The sequence below is a fragment of the Dactylosporangium sp. NPDC000555 genome (assembly GCF_040300025.1).
In the GTDB taxonomy this organism is placed as follows: Bacteria; Actinomycetota; Actinomycetes; order Mycobacteriales; family Micromonosporaceae; genus Dactylosporangium.
This window is the reverse complement of the sequence record NZ_JBEPDB010000025.1, coordinates 22,860-42,120: the sequence shown is the minus strand read 5'-3', so window position 1 is coordinate 42,120 and position 19,261 is coordinate 22,860. Positions and strand designations below refer to the sequence as shown.

Sequence of the window (19,261 nt, the reverse complement as noted above, 5' to 3'; positions counted from 1 at the left end):
GCCGCTTCCGCATCGAATCATTCCGTTTGTTGAGCCGCCGTCAACACATCACGGACCGGCTCATCCACGCCGCGCTCGTCGACGCTGCTCTCGGCGCCGGCCGGCGGCTGGTCCTGCTGCTGCGACGGGCCTGCCGGCGAGCGGCGCAACCACCGCCGCATCGGGTTGAACGCGGCCTCCGAGCTCAGCAAGACCGGTGCGAGCAGGATGGCCAGCAGGCCGGTCAGGCCACCCACGGCGAGCATGCCCTCAACCGGAAGCACCGCGAGCAACAGCGCCGCCAGGGCGAAGCCGATGCCATTGGCGGTATCAATCACTGCAAATCCCTCGACCTGGCGATCCTTCGGGATGACCAGACCGGCCGCGTACGAGCGCACCGTGTTGATCGGCGCGGTCCACACACCCAGGAGGAAGAACCCGGCCACGATCGCCGGCCAGCCGGGTCCGAACGCGATCAGCACGGAGCTGCCCACCATCAGCACGACCAGCCCGACCGCCTGCACGTTGTTGCTCAGCCGGATCCTGTTGCTGTACACCGCGTAGAGGATTCCGGAGACAGCGCTGGCGCCGGCGAGCACGGCGATCAGAACGGCCGCAACGGCGTTGTTGGCGCCCAGGTGCAGCGCGAGCGGCAGCGCGCCGGTCTCGGCCGTCCCGAGCAGGTGGCCGAACGCGATCGCCACCAGCACCCAGAACACGTACTCGCGGTTGCGCCACAGCGAACGCCGCCGCTGTACGCCGGCCGGCCGCGTCGCCGCCGGGTCGGCCGTCGCCGCGTCGGGTGTCGCCGCCGACGACTCCCCCGGCTGCTGTCCCGTCGGCTCGGGAGTCTGTGATGCCGCCGGCGACCGGCTCGCACGGCGGTCCCACAGCAGGATCGCGCCGATCGCGGAGCACACCGACATCACGATGACGGGGGCCAGACCTCCGCCGAACGCGGCGACCGTCACGAGGAAGGGCGCGGCGACGATGACCAACTCCACCATCGAGGAGTCGATCGCGAGTGCCTTGGGCAGCATCTCGTCGGGCACCGTGCGGCCGAGCATCACCCGCACGATCCCGCCGGCGCCGGAGCCGATGCACGAGAACACGGTGACGACGACCACCAGTAGCCACGTCGGCGACTGCAGCGCGAACAGGCCGGCGAGCACCAGCCGCCCGAAGGCGCTGAGCAACAGCGAACGCGGGGCCCAGCGGGCCACGCCCAAGCGGTCGATCACGCGCCCGGCGAACGGTGCCGAGAGCTCGCCGACGACCAGCATGACGGCGAGGACGAGCGCTCCTGGACCGGGGCCGCCCATCAGGTGGACGCTGGCCAGCACGTACGCCATCGGTGCCATGAACGCCGGCAGCCGGATGAGCTGGGTCGCGAGCGACCATCGCCAGTAGCCGCCGTGGGTGAGTAGTCGACGCAATGGAACCTCCGCGGCGCCGGCCTTCATGCGTGCCTCCTATCCGGCCTGGCGGAGCCCATTCTCCCCCGCCTGGCGAAGTCCGGTCTGGAACCCGTACAGGACGGCCTCCGTGCGGCTACGAAGATTCAGCTTGGTGAGGATGTGATAGACGTGGCTGCGCACGGTCGTCTCCTGGATGCGCAGCTTGCGCGAGATCTCCGCGTTGGAGGCGCCGACGCCGAGCAAGGCGAGCACTTCCTGCTCGCGCTCGCTGAGCTTGGCGGTTGGTACGTCCGGCTGGCGGGTCGGCTGGCTGAGCCGGTCGGCGAGCCAGTCGAGCAGTTGGCGCGCCAGCACCGGCGAGAGGTACGCCTCGTTGCGGGCGACCGATCGGACGGCGTGCGACACGTCGGCCGGCGCGGTCTGGCTCGCGACGAAGCCGCGAATACCGGACTGGACGAAGGGTATGAAGGCCTCCTGGTCCGAGGCCCGCAACATGACGACGAACTGGCACCGCAGGCGGCTGGCCATGGCGGCCAGGTCAGTACGCTCGGGAAAAGGCTGAGCCACCCCCATGAGCACGACGTCGAACTCGTGCCGGACGGACTCATGCATCAGCTGGCTGCTCGTTTCGACTTCAGCGACGACTTCGACGTTCGCCTCGCGAAGGCTGGACTTGAGGCCCTCCCGGACCAGGGGCTCGCTCTCGCAGACCACGACCCGGACGGGGCGCACGGAGCGGTTAACGTTGTTCTGCATAGCGTCTGACCTGCGACCCTTATCGATCCATCTCCCTCGTTCGGTGCGGCTACGTCCGACCGAGCGGAGTCGGGTTCGTTAACGAAGAGTCCACTGGCATGGCAATCCTCCTGTGCACATGATCAACGAGGCGTGAGTCTAGCGACGCGAGCGCGGGAACGATAGATGTCTTTATAATGGGCTTAAGGAAATCAGAGCTGTCTTTATAACGGGCTTAAGGATCCGGGGTCGACGGCGAGGTGGTCATCGCGGTAAACGCTGGACGCACGTCGCTAGCCGAGGGCACGAGTCAGCCGGTGGGCAAGTTGAGCCGGCTCGGCGCGCTCCACCGCGACGGCGGTGCACCCCACCCACCGCGCCGCCTCGCGGACGGCCTCGGCGAGCCGGCCCACCTGCTGCGCGTTTGCCGGCGGCTCGAGGGCCACCTGGCGCAGCACCAGGGTGTTGCCCTCCCGCGCGGGATCCACCCGGCCGATGATGCGTTCCCCGGACAGCACCGGCATCGCGAAGTACCCGTTGACGCGCTCGTGCTTGGGACGGTAGGCCTCGAGGAGCACGACGACGCCGAACAGCCGCCGCATCCGGTCTCGGGTCCAGATCAGCGAGTCGAACGGCGACAGCAGCGTGGTGCGCGGGCACGGCGGGGCCGGCCGCTCGATCGACGCGGCCTGCGTCCAGCCGACGTCGTCCCAGCCCTCGACCCGCACCGCGACCAGATCGCTGCGCTGCAGCGCGCGATCGACCGCCCGCAGGCGAAGCCAGTAATAGTCGGCGATGTCATGCCGGGTCGCCACCCCCATCGCCCGGACGGCGGCGCGAACCAGATAGTCATGGCACGCGTCGTCGTCCGGATCGGCCCGCAGCACCTGCTCGGGCAGGACGCGGTGCGGCAGGTCGTAGACGCGCTTGAAGCCCTGCCGCTGCGTGCAGACCACCTCACCGGTCCCCCACAGCCACTCGGCCAGCACCTTGACCCGCGATGGGTTGAACCAGCCGGGTCCGCCGCTCGCCCCGCCGAGATCGGTCACGGTCACCGGTCCATCGGCCAGCCGGGCGCGGACCTCGGCCAGCACCGGGTCGGCGTGCAGCTGCGCGCTGCTCTTCGCCTGCTTCTCGCGCCGGCGAAACTGGAAATACGGCCACGCGGCGGCCGGAAGCAGGCAGGCCGCGTGTGCCGGGTACTCGAACGCGCTGGCCCGTCCGGTGCGCCAGTAGGCGTGCTCGACGGCGGCCCGCCCGACCGGACCGAGCCGGGAGTACCCGACGAGCTCGTGGGAGCGAGCGAGCACCGCGATCGTGTCGAGCTGCACCGCACCGACCGCGTCCAGCATTGACGTCGCGTCGGTCAGGCCGGCGAAGCCCTGGGCCCGCACCGCCAGCCGGGTCGCCTCGCGCGCGGACAGACTTGGCAGGCTCGCGCCCGGGAATCGATCGTTACCCATCAGCGCCGCCCCTGGCCGTCATCCGCCGGCCAGCGCGGTGCGGGCGGCCGCGCTCAACGCGTCCGCCACAGCGCCCACATTGGCCGGCTCCCACATCGAGTAGTGATCTCCGGGCACGACACACTCCGCGACCGGACCGTGGCACCACGCGTGCCACCCAGCCGTCGGCTCGGTCGACGTGGCGCCGCGGATGAGCACCGCCGGCCCCGGCCAGACTCGGGCCCGGTAGGCCCGATAGGCGCGCATGTTGGCCCGGAATACCTCGAAGCGCCGCTGCCACAAGTCCGGTTCGAGGGCGTCGGCCGTGATGCCGTAGCCGGCCAGATCGCGCGTGAAGGCCGCCGCGACCTCGTCCTCGTCGGGGCTGGCGAAGGTTGCCGGCACGGCACCGTCGACGAGGGCGAGCAACGCTACGCGGGCACCCGCCGCCGTGAGCTGGTGCGCCATCTCGAACGCGACCGTGCCGCCGAACGACCACCCCGCCAGCAGATACGGCCCCTGTGGCCGGTGCCGCCGGATCGCGGTGAGGTAATGCGCCGCGAGCTCCTCGACAGTGCTCGGTGGCGGGTCCGAGCCGGACAGCCCCGGACCCTCGAAGGTCATCGCCGGCTGATCGGCCGGCAGCAGGGCGCGCAGGCCGAGGTAGGAGTACGGCGAGCCGGAAACGGCCGGTACGAGAAACAACGGCGGCCGGCCGCCGTCGGGCTTGACCACCACAGTGGTATCGACGACACCGGGCGGTACCGGCGATGCCGACCGGCGCAGCTGCCGCAGCAGCCGCAGGCGATCGGGCGGAATGCCGACCGTCACCGCATGACCCGCGCGATCTCGGCGTCGTCCATCTGCTCGATCCGCTCGAGCAGTGCCAGCGGGTCCAGCGGTGCCGCGTCCGGTGCACCGCCCGGCGCCGGCCCGGTCGTTCCCGCCGGCGCCGGCATCGCCTGTGCCGGGCGCGCGCTGGAGAGCAGTTCGCCGATGGCGGCGATGGTGCGCGCGGCGAGCACCTCCCGCGGGTGCAGCACCGCACCGAGGGACGCGCTGACGCGCCTGGCGAGGAGCACGATGTCCAGCGACCGCAAGCCGGCGTCGATCAGGTCGTCGTCGATGCCGACCGGCGCTTGTCCCGCCTGGTGGGCCGCGAGCAGCTCCGCCACGACGGCCGCGAGCAGCGCCTGCACGGGCGTGCGTGGAGCCCGGAACTCCTCGGCCGGCTGGGCGCCTCGCAGCAGCGCCCGCAGGGCCGCGCGGTCGATCTTGCCTACCGCGGTCAGCGGCAGCGCATCGATCGGGGTGAAGTGCGCCGGAACCAGGTTGCCCGGGACGATGCCGGCCACGTGTGCGCGCAGCGCGGCGACGTCGAAGGTTTCCGCCGCCGGCACGACGTGGGCGACCAGGCGCCGGGGCCCGGTTGCCGGGTCCACAAGGGAGACCGCGGCTTGGCTCACGTCGGGATGGCCGGCGATCGCGGCCTCGATCTCCTCCAGCTCGACCCGAAGGCCATTCAGCTTGACCTGGGTGTCGATGCGGCCGAGGAATCGGATCTGGCCGGTCGGTGTCCATTCGCACAGGTCACCGGAGCGGTACAGCCGCTGCCCCGAGTGCCACGGGTCGGGGACGAACCGTTCGGCGGTGAGTCCTGGCCGGTTGAGGTAGCCGCGGGCCAGGCCGGCCCCACCGATGAACAGCTCGCCCGGCACGCCTACCGGACATGGCCGGCCGGCCGGGTCGAGGATGTAGGTAAGGCGGTTGGGCATCGGCCGGCCGATCGGCGGTTGAGCGGTCCAGGTCCGGTGTTCGCACTCATACGCTGTGCAGCCGACCGTCGCCTCGGTGGGCCCGTAGCCGTTGATGAACCGCCGGCCGGGCGTGTTCCAGTGATTGACGAGCTCGGGTGTGCACACGTCGCCGCCCACGACGATGTAGCGCAGGTGCGGGCAGGCAGTGGCGTCCACCGTGTTCAGGATGGCCGGGGGGCCGAACACGCAGGTGATGTCCTCGTCGGCGATGAGCGCACCCAGCTCGGCCGGCGAGGACCGGGATCGCGGTGGCGCGATGACCAGCGTGGCACCGCTGGTGAGCGCGGTGAAGATCTCTCCCTCGGCGAAGTCGAAGACGAGGGTCATGTGCTGCAACATCCGGTCGCCCGGTCCGAGGTCGAACAGCCAGCGCGGCCAGAGCACGAAGTTGGACAGCGATCCGTGTTCGATCAGCGCACCCTTCGGCTGCCCGGTCGAGCCGGAGGTGTACAGCACATAGGCCAGCGCGTGTTCGTCGGCGAGCTCGGCGAGCTCGAGGTCTGTCGTGCCGGCCGCCGCCTCGAGGTCCGGCGGGTCGGTGTCCATCGTCAGCGTGGCCCAGCCGGTCGAGGCCGGCAGCCGGTCCGCCAGGGCCGCATGGGTGATCACGGCGCGCGCGGCGGTGTCGGCCAGGATGAACTCGAGCCGCCGGGTCGGGTGCTGCGGGTCCAGCACCGCGAAGGCGCCGCCGGCATGCAGGACGCCGAGCATCGCGACGACCGCGTCGATGCCGGGGTCGAGCAGGAGCGCGACGATGTCGTCGCGGCCGACGCCGAGCCGGCGGAGCCGCCGGGCCAGCGCCTGCGCCCGGCGGTCCAGCTCGCCGTAGGTCACCGTGAGGCCGTCGCAGCGCAGTGCGATGGAATCCGGCCGGCGGCGAGCGTGCTCGCGGATCTGCGCGTGCACCGGCTCCCGCGGATATTCCACGGCCGGCCCCTGCCAGGCGGTCATCAGCTGCGCCTGTTCGCTGTCGGTGAGCATCGCCAACTCGGACACCGCCGCGGTGGGGGATCCGGCCGCCGCGGCGGCGAGCACATCGATGTGCCCCAGCAGACGCTCGATGCGGCCGGTGTCGAAGATGTCGGCGTCGAACAGCGCGGACACAACCGTGTCCTCGCCTGCCGCCTCGAGGATCAGCTCGAGCTCGGCGCCGGCCACCGGGTGCCCCCTCCCGGCGGTCTCGTCGATCCGGGCCGGCCGCGGGCTCGCCGGCGGCTCGGCCGCGACGGTGGTGACAGCGACCCGCGCCGGTGGTTGGGGCAGGCTCGGCACCGCTCGGCGCAACGCGTCCAGCGTCGGCAGTGGATGCTCCGCGGCCGCGTGGCAGGCCGCCGTGACCCGGTTGACGGCTTCGGCGAACGTCGGGTTGTCGCCCAGCCGGAGTCGCAGCAGCGATCCGGCCGCCGGGTGCGGCAGGGTGTGCGGTTCGGCCACGTCGTGGCGGTAGCCGACGGTCACGTCGGGCTGGCTGCCGTGCCGGGACAGGACGACGAGGGCGGCGGTGAGCACGTGCTCGGTGGCGCGCGAGCCGAGGCGCCTGCCGGTCCGCCCGACAGCGCCGGAGGGCTGGTCGGGCCGGGTCCGGTCGGTGGGCAACTCCAGCCTCACCGCGCCGGCCGCGGCCCGTGACCAGAAGGCCAGACCGGAATCGGTGATCGGCGGTGCCGGCGTCGGTTCGCCCCGGCCCGGCCCGCCGACGGCGAGATCGAGCAGCTCGTCGACGGCGAGGTCGACGGAGTGCGGGTCGAGGCAGATCCGATGGGTGGTCAGGCACAGGACCTGCTCGTCCGGCGCGCACCGGATCAGCCGGGCCCGCAGCAGCGCGCCTGACTCGAGGTTGAACGACATGTGCCGTTCATGGTCGATGGCACGGTCGATCGCGTGCTCGCGCTCGGCCGCGGGAAGTGCGGTCAGGTCGTCGACCGTGAGGGGCACCGCGAACGCGGGCACGACCTCGCGCCGTACGTCATCCACAGTGGACACGAACCGGCTGCGGAAGCGGTCGTGCCGTTCGACGAAGGCGGCCAGCGCCGGCCGCAGTGTCACCGGATCGACGGCCGCGCGCAGGCGCCGCACGCTGGTGACGGTGCCCGACCACGCCACGGGGGCGAAGTGGTGGCCGAGCCAGGCGTCGTACTGGGCCCGGGATAGCGGCTTCAGTTCCATGGATCCCTCTCAACCACTGATGCGGACGCGGAGCTCGGCATCATCGCCGCGATGGCTGATCTCCTCCGCGTCCGCCGGAGCGCTGGTGGCCGGGAAGAAGCCCTCGAACAGGTCGACGTAGTCGGGGCAGAGCGCGCGCAGCACCGGAGCGATGTCCGTGCCGAGGCCGGCGGCGGCCTCCCTGGCCATGATCGCGGAGGTGATGGTGGTGCGGGCCGGGTCCGGCAGGCCGGTGAGGACGGCCGTGAGACGGGAGTGGCGCATCGCCTCGCCGATCTCCTCCGGTACGCGGGCGTGCTCACCCTCCCAGACGATGACGCGCACGCACAGGCCGGCCACGACCGGCTGGTCTGACCACAGCACCAGGCTCTCCCCGAGGCTGCGGCGCCCGTCGGTGAGATCAAGTCGCCACCGCTTCGCCTCGGCACTGTCCGCGTTCGGCAGCACCACCGGCGCGCGCCCGCTGAGATCCCAGCACCAGGCCAGGACGTGGATGTTCGCGGCCGGGTCCAGCACCCGGCGGAGCATGCCGTGGCTGCTGGCCGGCAGGTTCAGCGCGGCCAGTTCGAGGCGCACCGGCGCGGCGGAGCGAACGAAGGTGACCGGTACGGGCTGTACCTGGCGGGTGAGTTCGCGCAGCGCGGCGAAGCTGCGTTCGCCGGTCGCACCGAACTGGGTACTAGCCGGACCGTTCGCTACGGCGCGGAAGGCGTCGAAGGAACCTTGGGAGAACAAGGGCATGGCGACCTCCGGATACCGCGAACGCGAGGACGAACAGGATCACCGCCAGCCAGGCTGGGTAGCCGGCGAACGGTAGGAGCGTGAGGTAGGCGGCTGCCGCCAGCAGAGCGCAGGCGCGCGCCCACCCCCGCCCGGCGTGGGCCCCGGCGAGCGCCGCGGTGACGAACACCGCGAGCCCCATGGCGCCGGGAATGAGCAGGACCGAGAAGACGGAGATCCGCTCCTGGCCGATCAGCACCGCGCCGCCGGCCGCGACGAGCGCGCAGGCTCCGGCGACGACGGCGCGGGTGCGGCCTCGACCGGTCGCGGTCGCCTCCACGCCGGCGCGGTCGGCAACGGCGAGATCGGCGACCATGGCGACATTGCGCTGGCAGGCGACGGCGCAGACGATCGCCGCCAGCGCCATGAGCGCACGGCCGGCCGGGCCGGCGGTACCGTCGTGCGGCAGCGTGGCCGCGCTCAGGTAGATGGCGGCAACGGCGCCGGCGGCCGCGGCCACGGCCCAGACCGGCGGCGCGGCCAGACGCAGCACGCTCTCCCAGCCGACGAAGGCGAACACGGCGATCACCGCCAGCTGCGGCCAGCTGAACGCCGCCGCGCCGGCGCCGCTGAGCGCGACGGTCGATCCGGCCAGGATGCAGGCGATGACCGCGGCGAAGCCGGCCGGCGATACCCACGCCGGCGCGCGCCAGCCGCCGGCCGTGGCGACGGCGGCGCCGGCCAGGATCACCAGCGTCGCCGGCAACTGGACCCAGGGCGCCGACGCGGCCGCCGCCACCAGGTGCCCACCCACCGTGGCGACCACGGCTTGGCCCGCGGTGACGCCGACGATGTAGCACCAGCGCAGCGCGCGTTGCACCGGCGCGCCGAACACCATGCCGGCGACGGCCGCGACACCGCCGCTGCTCGGGCTCGCCAGCGGGCGCAACGCGAGCAGCAGCAGCAGACCGGCGGCACCGTGGTAACACCACGCGATGAGCGCGGCCGGGCCCGCCGGCCGCAGCGTCGCCGGCAGGAACAGCCCGGCGACCCCGACCACCGCCGCGGCCAGCCGCAACACCGGCATCGGCGTGAGCCCAACGCCCATCGATCAGCGGCCGGCGAAGATCGGCTGGTACGCGGCGGTCAGGGCGGTGCCGGCCGGGAGCAGCCGCTGGCCGGGCTCGGGCCACGGCGGTGCGCCGGCCGTCCCGCTCGGCTGAAGCTGCGACCAGACTCGTGCCGACCAGGTCGGAATGAGCGGTGCCGCAACCGCGGCGAGCACCGCCAGCAGTTCGGCGTGCGCGGCGAGCTGCTCGGGTGCCGCGTCACCGTGAGACCGTGCCAGATCGTTGCTCGCCACGGCGACGGCGCTCTCGATTTCCTGCGCCGCCCGGCGCAACGAGAACGTCGCGGGTTCCAGGGCGTCGGCGACCCGGCCGGGCAGCCGCTCGATCAGCTCGCGTACCGCGCCGGGCCACTGCGAGGGCGTGGACTCGGGAATGCTGCCACCACCGGCGCGGACACGCTCGAAGAGCGTCGCCGCCCAGCCCTCGAGCTGGTCGCTGAGGAAGCGGGTGTAGCACTGCTCGTACTCGGCGCGGAAGAAGTTGGTGGGTTCGCGCTCCGGATTGGTGCGGCAGAGGTGGAAGCGAAGAGCGTCCGCGGGATTGGACCGCAGGAAGTCCGAGCCCCAGATCGCGTGCCCCCGGCTGGTGGAGAACTTCTCGCCCTCCAGTTGGTAGAACTCGTTGCTGATGATGTGGCGGGGCTGGACCAGATCGCTGCCGTCGAGCCCGTTCTCGGCCTCCAGGAGTGCGGGCCACAGCACGGCGTGGGAGAAGCCGCAGTCAAAGCCGATGAAGTGAACCAGCGTGGTCTCCGGATCGTGCCAGAGGTTCTGCGCGAGGCCGGGATCGCCCAGAGCGACGCCGAGTCCTTCGGTGGCCGCCATGTAGCCGTAGATCCCGCTGTACCAGGTGTCCAGGACGTGGCCTTCCCAACCGGCGAGCGGGACCGCGACGCCGTAGTCGTAGATCCGGCTGATCGGGGTGTCCGGCAGGCCGAGCTCGAGCAGTTCCTCGCAGAGCTTCTGAATCCGCGGCGACCAGGACCGCCTCTGGTAGAGGCCGCGCAGTGCGTCGGCTTGGCCGGACAGCGCGAGCACGAGTCGCGACGAGGGCCGGCTGACCGGGGTGGCCGAGCAGCGGATGCAGCGGGCGTTGCGTATGCCCTGGGGATCCTGCGGGAATCCGCAGTCCTCGCAGTACGTTCCGTCGCAGGCCAGCCCGCAGAACCGGCACTGCCCGCGCAGATCGGCCTCGTAGAGGTAGCGCTGGCAGTGTTCGCAGTACGGCGTCGCCATGACTCGCTCTTCGATCAGGCCGGCCCGGTAGAGCCGCAGGAAGTGCGCCTGCACCGTCTCGGCGTGGCGCGGTTCCCGGTGCGGGTGGGCGTAGTAGTCGGGAAGCATGTCGGCCAGCGCCAGGGTCTGTTCGATGCGCCGGGTGAACTTGTGCGCCGTCTGCTTCGCCCCCGCGCCCAGCTCCGCGGCCCGGCGCGGCACGTAGCACGACTCGTCGTCGGTATAGCTCACGTAGTGCGCGGTGACGCCTCGGGCGCACAGGTATCGGCGCAGCACGTCGGCGCCGAGGAACGGTCCGCTGAGGTGGCCCAGGTGCAGGTCGCCGTTCGGGTTCGGTGGCGCGCAGGTGATGAGGACCTGTCCGCTCGTACGGGACATGTCAGGCAACCCTTCGGTCGGCGCAACAGGGAAGTATGCGGCGGTGGTGTGCCGGCGGCGGACCACGGCGCCGGCCGGGACGGTGGCCTGCGCGGGCAGGTCGGTCAGCACGACGGCGTGCGCCCCGACCCGCGCTCCGTCGCCGATGGTCACCGGGCCGAGCACGCTGGCACGTGCGCCGAGTACGACGTTGTCGCCAACGGCGGGATGGCGCCGGGTGCCACTGCCGGCCGACCGGTCCGCCGCCCAGCCGACCGAGCCGAGGGTCACGCCGTGGTAGAGCATGACGTCGTCGCCGACGACCGCGGTCTCCCCGATGACGACCCCGCAGCCGTGGTCGATGAACAGCCGGCGTCCGACCCGCGCACCAGGATGGATCTCGATGCCGCCGGAGACGAGCCTGCCGAACTGGCCGACCGCCCGAGCGAGCAGCCGGTGGCCGTGGCGGTACAGCCAGTGCCCGATGCGATGCAGCCAGATGGCGTGCAGGTGCGGATAGAGCAGGACTTCCGCTCTGGACCTCGCCGCCGGATCCTTGGCCAGGACGACGTCGATGTCCTCCGCCAGCCGCCCACGCACGCTACCCACCTCACATGTGCCGATAGGCGACGGCGGGAGCGATCGCGGCTCCCCGCTCGAACCGATCCGGCCGATAGGGCTGCAGCTCCTCGCGCGGGTGGCCGGCATCGATCTCATCGGCGACCGCCTCACCGACGGCGGGTGCCACCTTGAACCCACCGCCGCTGAATCCGGTGCACACGTAGGCGCCGGCGAGATCGGGCAGCGGGCCGATGAGCGGGTGGTTGTCCGGGGAGTACGCCTCGATCGCGGCAGCCGCGGATGCGATGGGAGCCTCACGCAGCGCGGGCAGCCGCTGCGCGACCGTGCGCTGGGCCCGGTCGATGCGGTCCCGCTGCGGCGCGGCGGTGTCCGGCCGCGCCGGGTCGTGTGGTGCGGGCGGGTCCCAGTCGTCGAGCGGGACCCCGAAGAGCACGCGATCGGTTCCGTGCGGCCGGAAGTAGACGCCGAGGGTGTCGTCGATGATGACGTGTGCCGGCGGGGCGGCAACGGCGATCGCCCAGCCCACGCGGCGGGTCCGCAGGCGCAACTGCGGTCCGGCGGTGGCGCAGAGGGCGGCACTGTGAACGCCGGCGGCAACGACCACCCGAGGGCTGTGATGGATGCCCGCCGCGGTCCGGACTCCGGTCACCGTCGCGCCGTGCCGTCGCAGCGTGGTGACGGCGGTGGAGCGCACCACCCGGGCGCCGAGGCGGCCGGCGGCGACCAGCAGTGCCTCGGTGGTGCGGGCCGGATGCGCGTAGCCACTGCGTGGCTCCACCGCCACCGTGCCGACGCCGTCGAGGCTCACTTCGGGCGCGAGCGTCCGGTACCGCTGCGGCGACATCGCGGTGGCCTCGATCCCGAGGCCGGTCAACGCGGCGACGATGGTGGCCACTTCGGCGCGCCGGTCGGCGTCGGCCAGGAACGCGAAGCCGACCGCCGCGAAGCCGCAGTGGCCGCCGATCCGCTGCGCCCAGCGTTCATAGGTCGGCAGCGACAAGGCCGCGAGCCGGCAGTCGAACAGGTCGGAGTGGTGCATCCGGATCTGCCCGGCCGAGTGGACGGTCGCGCCGGCGGTGCGATCGGCGGCGTCGAAGAGCGTCACGTCGACGCCGCGACGGGCCAGGTGGTAGGCGATGCTGGCACCGATGACGCCGCCCCCTACGACCGTGACATCACTAGCCGTCACTGCCGGCCCCCCACCACAGGGCGAGCATGCGCAACGGGGTGTCGGCGTCGTTGTGCAGCCGGTGGCGCTCACCGGGGGGGATCAGCACGCTGTCGCCCGGCCGGACCACGCTGGACTCCTGGCCGACAACGAGGGTGCCGGATCCCTCGATGACGTAGAAGATCTCGGTTTCGCCCACCGGATTGACGTGCTCGGTCATGGTCGTGTGTGGATCGACGATGACCCACGCGCCGCCCTCGTAGGGCTCGTTGCCGAGCCGGGCGAGGCGCACGGCACGCACGGCGTAGTCCGGTTCGGGCGTGATGTCGTCGTTGGTCCAGCTGTGGCGCAGCATGTCAGCTCCCGAGCTCGGCCAGTGACTCGTCCAGGATCGCGATGGCGGTATCGACGACCGCACGGCTCACGTTGAGCGGTGGCAGCATCCGGATGACGCAGCCGTGCTGGCCGCCGACCTCCACGATGAGCCCGCGGGAGAGCGCGGCGGCCTGCACCGCCGCGGCGAGCGTTCCGCTGGGTTGCCCGGTGGCCGGGTCGGCGATCTCGACGCCGACCATCAGGCCGGTCCCCCGCACGTCGGCGATCGCGGCGTGCCGAGCGGCGAGGCCGCGTAGCTGCCGGAACATCCAGTCGCCCTGCTCGGTGACGTTGTCCAGGACGTTGTCGCGGTGCATCACCCGAAGGGTGGCCACGCTGGCGGCGAAGGCCAGGTGATGACCGCGGAACGTGCCGATGTGGGTGCCGGGCGCCCAGGAGTCCAGCCGCCGGTTGTACAGGATCGCGGCGACCGGCAGGCCGATCCCGCCCACCGCCTTCGATACGACCACCACGTCGGGTTCGATGCCGTAGCGCTGGAAGGCGAACCAGGTTCCGGTACGGCCGTATCCGGTCTGGATCTCATCGACGATCAGCGGGATGTCCCGTTCGGCGGCAGTCGCGGCGACCCGCTGGACGAACTCGGCCGTGGCTGGGATGACGCCGCCTTCGCCCTGCACGAGTTCGAGCAGGATCGCGGCCGGCCGCGGCACGCCGCCGAAGTCGTTGCGCAGGGTGTTGCTCAGGTAGGTGGCACAGTTGGTGTCGCAGCTCGACGGGGACAGCCCGAGCGGGCAGCGCCGGCAGTACGAATACGGCAGGAAGTGCGTGTCGGGCATCGCAGCGCCGACCTGGTTCTTCGGACCGACCAGACCGCTGACGGACATGGCGCCGTGCGTCGAACCGTGGAAGCCACCCTGAAATGCGACGATGCCGGACCGTCCAGTGTGGACTTTACAGAGCTTGATCGCCGCCTCGATGGCGTTCGCGCCGGTCGGACCGCAAAAGTGGATCTTTGTCTGGGAGCGCATCGGCTCCGCCAGCAGCGACAGGTGGGCGTCGACGAACTCCTGGCGCACCGGACTCGGCAGGTCCAGGCCGTGGACGTGCCGGCGCAGCTGCGCCTCGACCGCCTCGACCACCTCGGGGTGGGTGTGTCCCAGCGGCAACGCACCCGCGCCGTTGAGAAAGTCGATGAAGACATTGCCGTCGACGTCGCGCAGGTAGGGGCCGAAGGCCCGGTCGACGGCGATCGGCAGGCGCCGCGGATAGGTCCGGGCATTGGACTCCAGCCGCTCCTGCTCGCGGAGCAGGTGGGTGGATCCCGGGCCCGGGATCGGCGTGCGTATCTCGAGCTGAACCTGTTCCGTCACCGCGGGGACGGTCATGGTGCCTCCTCACCGCGCGTGTTGGCCAGCTGCTTGGCGATGCTGGTGGCGATCGTCGCGGAGCGCACCGAGAGCAGGCTGAAGGATCCCGCGTCGCCGAGTCCGTGCGTCGTCTCGCACAGGCCGTTGAGATAGATCGGCGGCAGCGAGCCTCCGCCGCCGGGCAGCAGCCGGTAGTCGCGGTCGACCTGGGCGTGGCCGCTGGGAGCGCGGGCCACGCCACCGGCGACCTCGCCGAGGATGCCGGGCAGGAACTGCGGCCCGGCCGCATCGGTGAGGTCGTGGTATCCGGTGGCCAGGATGACGACATCGGCGTCCAGCGTGCTCGCCTGGCCGCGATGCACCTCGGTCAGCTCCAGCCGGACCGCGTCCGGGCTCACACCGACCGCCGTGACGGCGGTGTTGCGGACCAGCCGGACCCGTTCGACCCCGTCCAGCCGGTCGGCATACATCTGCACGTAGAGCGCGTTCAGCACGTCGGGGTCGGCGGCCGAGTAGTTGGTGTACCGAAGCTGGCGGTCCAGCTCGCGCCTGGCCGGCTCGGTGGAGTCGTAGTAGTAGTCGGTGAACGCGGGAAAGTAGACCTCACCCGAGAACGGGCTGAGGTCCTTCTGCCGATGGCCGAACTCGCGGATGATGTTCACGACCGTGGCCGCGGGCCAACGCCGGGACACGTCGAGGGCGAGCTCGACCGCGGACTGGCTCGCCCCGATGATCGCCACCGTAGGTCGCGGCCGCGCCGAAAACCGGTCCAGCCGGTGCAGGTAGAGCGACGAGTGGAAGACACGCGGGTCGGCCACGGTGGCGAAGGTCGCCGGGATCCGCGGCTGCCGGCCCGGCGCGACCACCGCGGCCCGGGCATGAACCCGCTCGCCGGTGGCGAGCTCCACCTCGACGAACCGGCCGCCGTCGCCGCCTGCACGCACCGCTCGTACCTCGCTACCGTAGGTGACCTGGCCCGCGAACTCGCCGGCCACCCAGGTGATGTAGTTGGCGTAGTCCTTGCGGAACGGGTACGGCAGGCCCAGGTTGAGGTACTCGAACAGCTGCCCGCGCTCGAACAGGTAGTTGTAGAACGTGTAGCGGCTGCGCGGGTTGCGAGGGAGGGCGAGGTCGCGAGCCGCGTTGTGCTGGATGTCGGAGCCGTCGAGGAGCATGCCCGACTGCCAGCTCGGACCGGAGTTACGCTCGAAGAAGTGCGCACTCAGGCCAAGTTCGAGCTCCTCGAATGCGACGGCCAAGGCGATGTTGCCAGGGCCGAAGCCGATGCCAACGACATCCAGATCCGGGGGCATCGTGCACCGTCCTCTTGCCGCACCTTCCCGACATCGATCAGGCTAGGCACCGCCCATCCGACCGTCGTCGCACCCGAGTTGGTTGCCGCATCAACACATTGCGGATGACGAACGTTTCGCTGTGGACAGCCGGCGCGACCCGGCGACAGATCGCCCGGGTCGTGGCGGCCGAGTCCGCCCTGCGTCGCTGACGCCCGATCCGACCGCGTTGCTCATGCGCTTGCGGCGTCCGGCAGCTCCGTTCTTGGGCGCGTCGGGTGTGTACCAGATGTGGACAGGGCGTGTACCGCCATCGATAAGTCTGGCGGACAGAGCTCGAACCTTGCTACGAGGTGGCCATCGAATCCGTGATGAACTTCGGTAAGGGAAAGGAATCATCGTGGTGAAATCCGTCAAGATGCTCGCGGACCGCGTGCTGGAACGGATCGTACCCTCGGCCGACGCACAGGCTGCCTGCCTGAGCTGCGACGGCCCGTCCTGCGTCTACAAGTGCTGCGTCCAGGGCGCGCGGGTCGACTGGTACCGCTGCTGCTTCGAGCACACGGGATGCAAGTGCACGAACGTCGGCTATTGCTGAGTATCGAAAGCGCTCCGAAGCACGGCATACGGCAGCGGCCGGCGAACACACCGTCCGCTGCCGTTGTGCTCGCACAGTCGTGACGTGGATTCTCCTTGAGAGGGGTTACAACGCCCATGACGGTTCTCGACGCGGCTGTGGTGGTTCTCGCGATCGTCGTCCTGCTCTGCCTGCTGCTCCTGCTTGGGATCGTGCGCCGGCTGCGCGACCTCACTGAACGCCTGCACCGGCTGGAACGTGGCCGTCCACCGGTCGACACGGTGCCCGCGAACCTTGATATCAGCGACTTCACCGCCACATCGCTGCGTGGTGAGCCGGTTTCGGCCGATTGGCTGGTCGGCGAAGAGTCCGTCGTGGCCTTCCTCACCTACGGCTGTTCCGCCTGCAAGGTCCAGCTTCCCCTCCTGCGGGAACACGCTGAGACCCCCGGCGGGAAGATCCTGATCGTCGCCGCGCTGGTGCCCGGCGAGGAGCCGGAGCCGGCCGCCCTGCGAGCCGAGGTCGGGGACGCTCCGGTCATCGTGGAGGAGCAGTTCGGCGGTCCGATCCAATACGGTTTCCGGGTGGACAAGTACCCGACCTTCTACCTCGTCGGCGCGGACGGCGTACCGAAAGCCACCGCCGGCAGCCTGCGAGACCTGCTGCGTGCCAGAACAGCAGTACAGGTCGGCGCCACGGCCGGCTGACGCTCGTGCGCAGGCTCGGTGCGGCCGTTCGGTTGATCTGGCGGGGTCATCGGGTCGGCGCACTCGTCACGGTCGCCGGCTCGCTGGTTCTCGGTGTCGTTCCGGTCACGGCCGCGTGGCTGACGAAGGTGATCGTCGACGGGCTCGCCGGTCACCGCGCCAACGGCGGTACCGGGCAGGCGCTGCTCGTTGGCGGGCTGGTGTCGACGCTCCTGTTCGGCCAGCTCGGCCAGGGCTGGCTGCGCTACGTGCAGGAGCAGGTCAGCCGGCGAATCGAGCACGCCGCGCAGGGCGAGTTGTTCGGCACGTTGAACCGGCTTCCCGGCCTGGCGATGTTCGAGCGCCCGAGCTTCCACAACCGGCTCCAGCTCGCCCAGCGGGCCGGACAAGCCGCGCCGTATCAGCTGGTGACGGTCGCCAACGGGCTCCTGCAGGCGGGAAGCTCGCTGGTGGGCTTCCTCGTCGCGCTGATCGCGGTCAGTCCCGCCGTCGCCGGGTTGGCCTGCGTGGCGGTCGTGCCGCAGCTGGTCGCCGTGTTGCGGTTGGCCCGGCGCCGGGTCGACGTGCAGGTCGAGGTGAGCCCGGCGCAGCGCCGCACCTTGTTCTACGCCCGGCTGCAGTCCGAACCGCAGGCGGCCAAGGAGTTGCGGATCTTTGGCCTCGGCGACTTCTTCCACGGCCGAATGGTCCGCGAGCTGAGCACCATTATGAATATCGAGCGGACGCTCGGGTGGCGGGTGTTCCGGGTACAGGCGGGGCTCGACGCCCTGTCCGCGGTGGCGGTCGGTGCGGGCATCGCGCTGGTGGTATTCAGGGCGATGAACGGGCTACTGACACCGGGTGATGTCGTTGTGGCGCTTGCCGCGCTGCCCGCCTTGGCGCTTGCGGTGGCGGGCATGGTGCGGCAACTCGCAGCCGGTGCGGAGGCGCTCCTGCTGATCGGGCACTTTCGGGCTCTGGCCGACCTGGCACCGGATGTCGCGGCGATCGGCGCGACAGCGCAGCCGCTGCGCGACGGCATCACCTTGGAGGACGTCTGGTTCCGGTACGGCGAGGACCTGCCCTGGGTGCTGTGCGGGGTGACGCTGCGGATTCCGTATCGTCACTCGGTCGCCGTGGTCGGTCTCAACGGCGCAGGCAAGAGCAGCCTGGTGAAGCTGCTCACCCGGCTGTACGAGCCGACCAAGGGGCGGATCCTGTGGGACGGTGTCGACCTTGCCGAGCTCGACCCCGACTCGGTGCGGCAGCGCATCGGCGTGGTGTTCCAGGACTTCATGACGTACGACCTGACCGCGGCGGAGAACATCGGGCTCGGCGACCTGCGGCACCTCGACGACCCGGACCGTGTCCGGTCGGTCGCCGAGCTCGCCGGCATCCACGCCGCCATCGAGCGATTCCCCAGCGGCTATGCGACGATGCTCAGCCGTACCCACGGATCGGAGCACGGCGACGAGCGGGCCGGAGTGATGCCGTCCGGCGGGCAGTGGCAGCGGCTGGCGTTGGCACGGATGCTCATGCGCGCCGACCGGGACCTGTTGATTCTGGACGAGCCGAGCTCGGGCCTGGACGCCGAGGCCGAGTTCGAGGTGCACCGGCTGGTCCACCAGCGCACCTCAGGGCGTACGCGATTGCTCGTCTCCCACCGCCTCAACGCGGTCCGGATGGCGGACCTGATCGTGGTGCTGGAGGCCGGTGTCGTCGCCGAGGCCGGCACCCACCAGGAGCTGATCAGCCGCGGCGGCAGGTACGCCGGCCTGTTCCACCACCAAGCCGACGGCTACCGGGACTGAGACGGCTGGGCGCCCGACATGCGGCGTACCACCACACCGACGACAAGGTCCTCCGGCAACGGACCGAACGTGTTCGAGTCAAGACTGTGACCGGGCGAGTCGCCGACGACGTAGATCGTGCCGGCGGGAAGCGGGTCCGACACACCATCACCACCCGGGCGCGGATCGCCGGCGACGGCACCGACCCGTTTGACCAGCAACGGATTGTCGCCGCCGCCCGGTATGGCGAAACCATACGGTAGCCGGCAGACGACCACGTCACCCGCGCGCGGCCGGCGGAACAGGCCACGCCGGACGGCGAGCAGCATGTCGCCATCCTGATAGGTCGGCAACATGCTGCCACCGCGAACCCGGCTCACCAACAGTCCCCGGCGGAGAAGAAGCCCCAGCACGACCACCACGGCGATCACCGCCAGGATGATCAGCACGATCAGCACGAGGCA

The 19,261-nt window shown here is 71.1% G+C and carries 16 protein-coding genes; 3 read left to right on the top strand and 13 right to left on the bottom strand.

Features of this window, described 5'->3' with window-relative positions; translation table 11 throughout:
* Positions 1-17 precede the first annotated feature (17 nt).
* The 12 genes from ABT297_RS17650 to ABT297_RS17595 all read right to left on the bottom strand — a co-directional run bounded on the left by ABT297_RS17650 (position 18) and on the right by ABT297_RS17595 (position 15,765).
* Complete coding sequence (locus ABT297_RS17650; RefSeq protein WP_350550283.1) at positions 18-1,442, bottom strand: MFS transporter; 1,425 nt, start codon at positions 1,440-1,442, stop codon at positions 18-20.
* A 9-nt stretch (positions 1,443-1,451) separates the two neighbouring features.
* On the bottom strand, positions 1,452-2,153 hold the full coding sequence (locus ABT297_RS17645; RefSeq protein WP_350550280.1) for a LuxR C-terminal-related transcriptional regulator: 702 nt from the start codon (positions 2,151-2,153) through the stop codon (positions 1,452-1,454).
* A gap of 272 nt (positions 2,154-2,425) precedes the next feature.
* On the bottom strand, positions 2,426-3,595 hold the full coding sequence (locus tag ABT297_RS17640) for a winged helix-turn-helix domain-containing protein (RefSeq protein ID WP_350550277.1): 1,170 nt from the start codon (positions 3,593-3,595) through the stop codon (positions 2,426-2,428).
* Between the two features lie 18 nt (positions 3,596-3,613).
* Entirely contained in the window at positions 3,614-4,405 is a 792-nt protein-coding gene (locus tag ABT297_RS17635; protein ID WP_350550274.1) for a thioesterase domain-containing protein, read from the bottom strand.
* On the bottom strand, positions 4,402-7,557 hold the full coding sequence (locus tag ABT297_RS17630; RefSeq protein WP_350550271.1) for a non-ribosomal peptide synthetase: 3,156 nt from the start codon (positions 7,555-7,557) through the stop codon (positions 4,402-4,404). Before ABT297_RS17630 ends, ABT297_RS17635 begins: the two co-directional genes overlap by 4 nt.
* Before the next feature lie 9 nt (positions 7,558-7,566).
* On the bottom strand, positions 7,567-8,298 hold the full coding sequence (locus tag ABT297_RS17625; protein WP_350550268.1) for a hypothetical protein: 732 nt from the start codon (positions 8,296-8,298) through the stop codon (positions 7,567-7,569).
* Entirely contained in the window at positions 8,237-9,364 is a 1,128-nt protein-coding gene (locus ABT297_RS17620) for a hypothetical protein (RefSeq protein ID WP_350550265.1), read from the bottom strand. Before ABT297_RS17620 ends, ABT297_RS17625 begins: the two co-directional genes overlap by 62 nt.
* Before the next feature lie 24 nt (positions 9,365-9,388).
* Positions 9,389-11,599 carry a serine O-acetyltransferase EpsC gene (epsC, locus tag ABT297_RS17615; RefSeq protein WP_350550262.1) on the bottom strand — a complete coding sequence of 737 codons (2,211 nt, stop codon included), beginning with the start codon at positions 11,597-11,599 and terminating at the stop codon, positions 9,389-9,391.
* A gap of 10 nt (positions 11,600-11,609) precedes the next feature.
* A complete protein-coding gene (locus ABT297_RS17610; RefSeq protein WP_350550259.1) occupies positions 11,610-12,770 on the bottom strand; it encodes an NAD(P)/FAD-dependent oxidoreductase in 1,161 nt (386 codons plus the stop codon).
* Positions 12,760-13,104, bottom strand: coding sequence for a cupin domain-containing protein (locus tag ABT297_RS17605; protein ID WP_350550256.1), 345 nt, complete (start codon positions 13,102-13,104; stop codon positions 12,760-12,762). The genes ABT297_RS17610 and ABT297_RS17605 overlap by 11 nt, the downstream gene beginning before the upstream one ends.
* Position 13,105: 1 nt before the next feature.
* Positions 13,106-14,470 carry a diaminobutyrate--2-oxoglutarate transaminase family protein gene (locus ABT297_RS17600; protein WP_350550254.1) on the bottom strand — a complete coding sequence of 455 codons (1,365 nt, stop codon included), beginning with the start codon at positions 14,468-14,470 and terminating at the stop codon, positions 13,106-13,108.
* On the bottom strand, positions 14,467-15,765 hold the full coding sequence (locus tag ABT297_RS17595; RefSeq protein ID WP_350550251.1) for a SidA/IucD/PvdA family monooxygenase: 1,299 nt from the start codon (positions 15,763-15,765) through the stop codon (positions 14,467-14,469). The genes ABT297_RS17600 and ABT297_RS17595 overlap by 4 nt, the downstream gene beginning before the upstream one ends.
* Positions 15,766-16,144: 379 nt before the next feature.
* Here ABT297_RS17595 and ABT297_RS17590 point away from each other — a divergent pair, with 379 nt between their 5' ends.
* The 3 genes from ABT297_RS17590 (at position 16,145) to ABT297_RS17580 (ending at position 18,818) form a co-directional block, all read left to right on the top strand.
* Complete coding sequence (locus ABT297_RS17590) at positions 16,145-16,342, top strand: hypothetical protein (protein ID WP_350550249.1); 198 nt, start codon at positions 16,145-16,147, stop codon at positions 16,340-16,342.
* A gap of 116 nt (positions 16,343-16,458) precedes the next feature.
* Positions 16,459-17,028, top strand: coding sequence for a TlpA family protein disulfide reductase (locus tag ABT297_RS17585; RefSeq protein WP_350550247.1), 570 nt, complete (start codon positions 16,459-16,461; stop codon positions 17,026-17,028).
* A gap of 5 nt (positions 17,029-17,033) precedes the next feature.
* Entirely contained in the window at positions 17,034-18,818 is a 1,785-nt protein-coding gene (locus ABT297_RS17580; RefSeq protein WP_350550244.1) for an ABC transporter ATP-binding protein, read from the top strand.
* Here ABT297_RS17580 and ABT297_RS17575 read toward each other — a convergent pair.
* Positions 18,806-19,255 (bottom strand): S26 family signal peptidase, encoded by a 450-nt coding sequence (locus tag ABT297_RS17575; protein ID WP_350550242.1) that lies wholly within the window; start codon positions 19,253-19,255, stop codon positions 18,806-18,808. The genes ABT297_RS17580 and ABT297_RS17575 overlap by 13 nt on opposite strands.
* Positions 19,256-19,261 lie beyond the last annotated feature (6 nt).

Excerpts from the sequence above, each read along its gene's own strand:
- ABT297_RS17650 (WP_350550283.1), bottom strand. The coding sequence starts at position 1,442 with ATGAAGGCCGGCGCCGCGGAGGTTCCATTGCGTCGACTACTCACCCAC.
- ABT297_RS17645 (WP_350550280.1), bottom strand. The coding sequence starts at position 2,153 with ATGCAGAACAACGTTAACCGCTCCGTGCGCCCCGTCCGGGTCGTGGTC.
- ABT297_RS17640 (WP_350550277.1), bottom strand. The coding sequence starts at position 3,595 with ATGGGTAACGATCGATTCCCGGGCGCGAGCCTGCCAAGTCTGTCCGCG.
- ABT297_RS17630 (WP_350550271.1), bottom strand. The coding sequence starts at position 7,557 with ATGGAACTGAAGCCGCTATCCCGGGCCCAGTACGACGCCTGGCTCGGC.
- ABT297_RS17625 (WP_350550268.1), bottom strand. The coding sequence starts at position 8,298 with ATGCCCTTGTTCTCCCAAGGTTCCTTCGACGCCTTCCGCGCCGTAGCG.
- ABT297_RS17620 (WP_350550265.1), bottom strand. The coding sequence starts at position 9,364 with ATGCCGGTGTTGCGGCTGGCCGCGGCGGTGGTCGGGGTCGCCGGGCTG.
- ABT297_RS17605 (WP_350550256.1), bottom strand. The coding sequence starts at position 13,104 with ATGCTGCGCCACAGCTGGACCAACGACGACATCACGCCCGAACCGGAC.
- ABT297_RS17600 (WP_350550254.1), bottom strand. The coding sequence starts at position 14,470 with ATGACCGTCCCCGCGGTGACGGAACAGGTTCAGCTCGAGATACGCACG.
- ABT297_RS17595 (WP_350550251.1), bottom strand. The coding sequence starts at position 15,765 with ATGCCCCCGGATCTGGATGTCGTTGGCATCGGCTTCGGCCCTGGCAAC.
- ABT297_RS17585 (WP_350550247.1), top strand. The coding sequence starts at position 16,459 with ATGACGGTTCTCGACGCGGCTGTGGTGGTTCTCGCGATCGTCGTCCTG.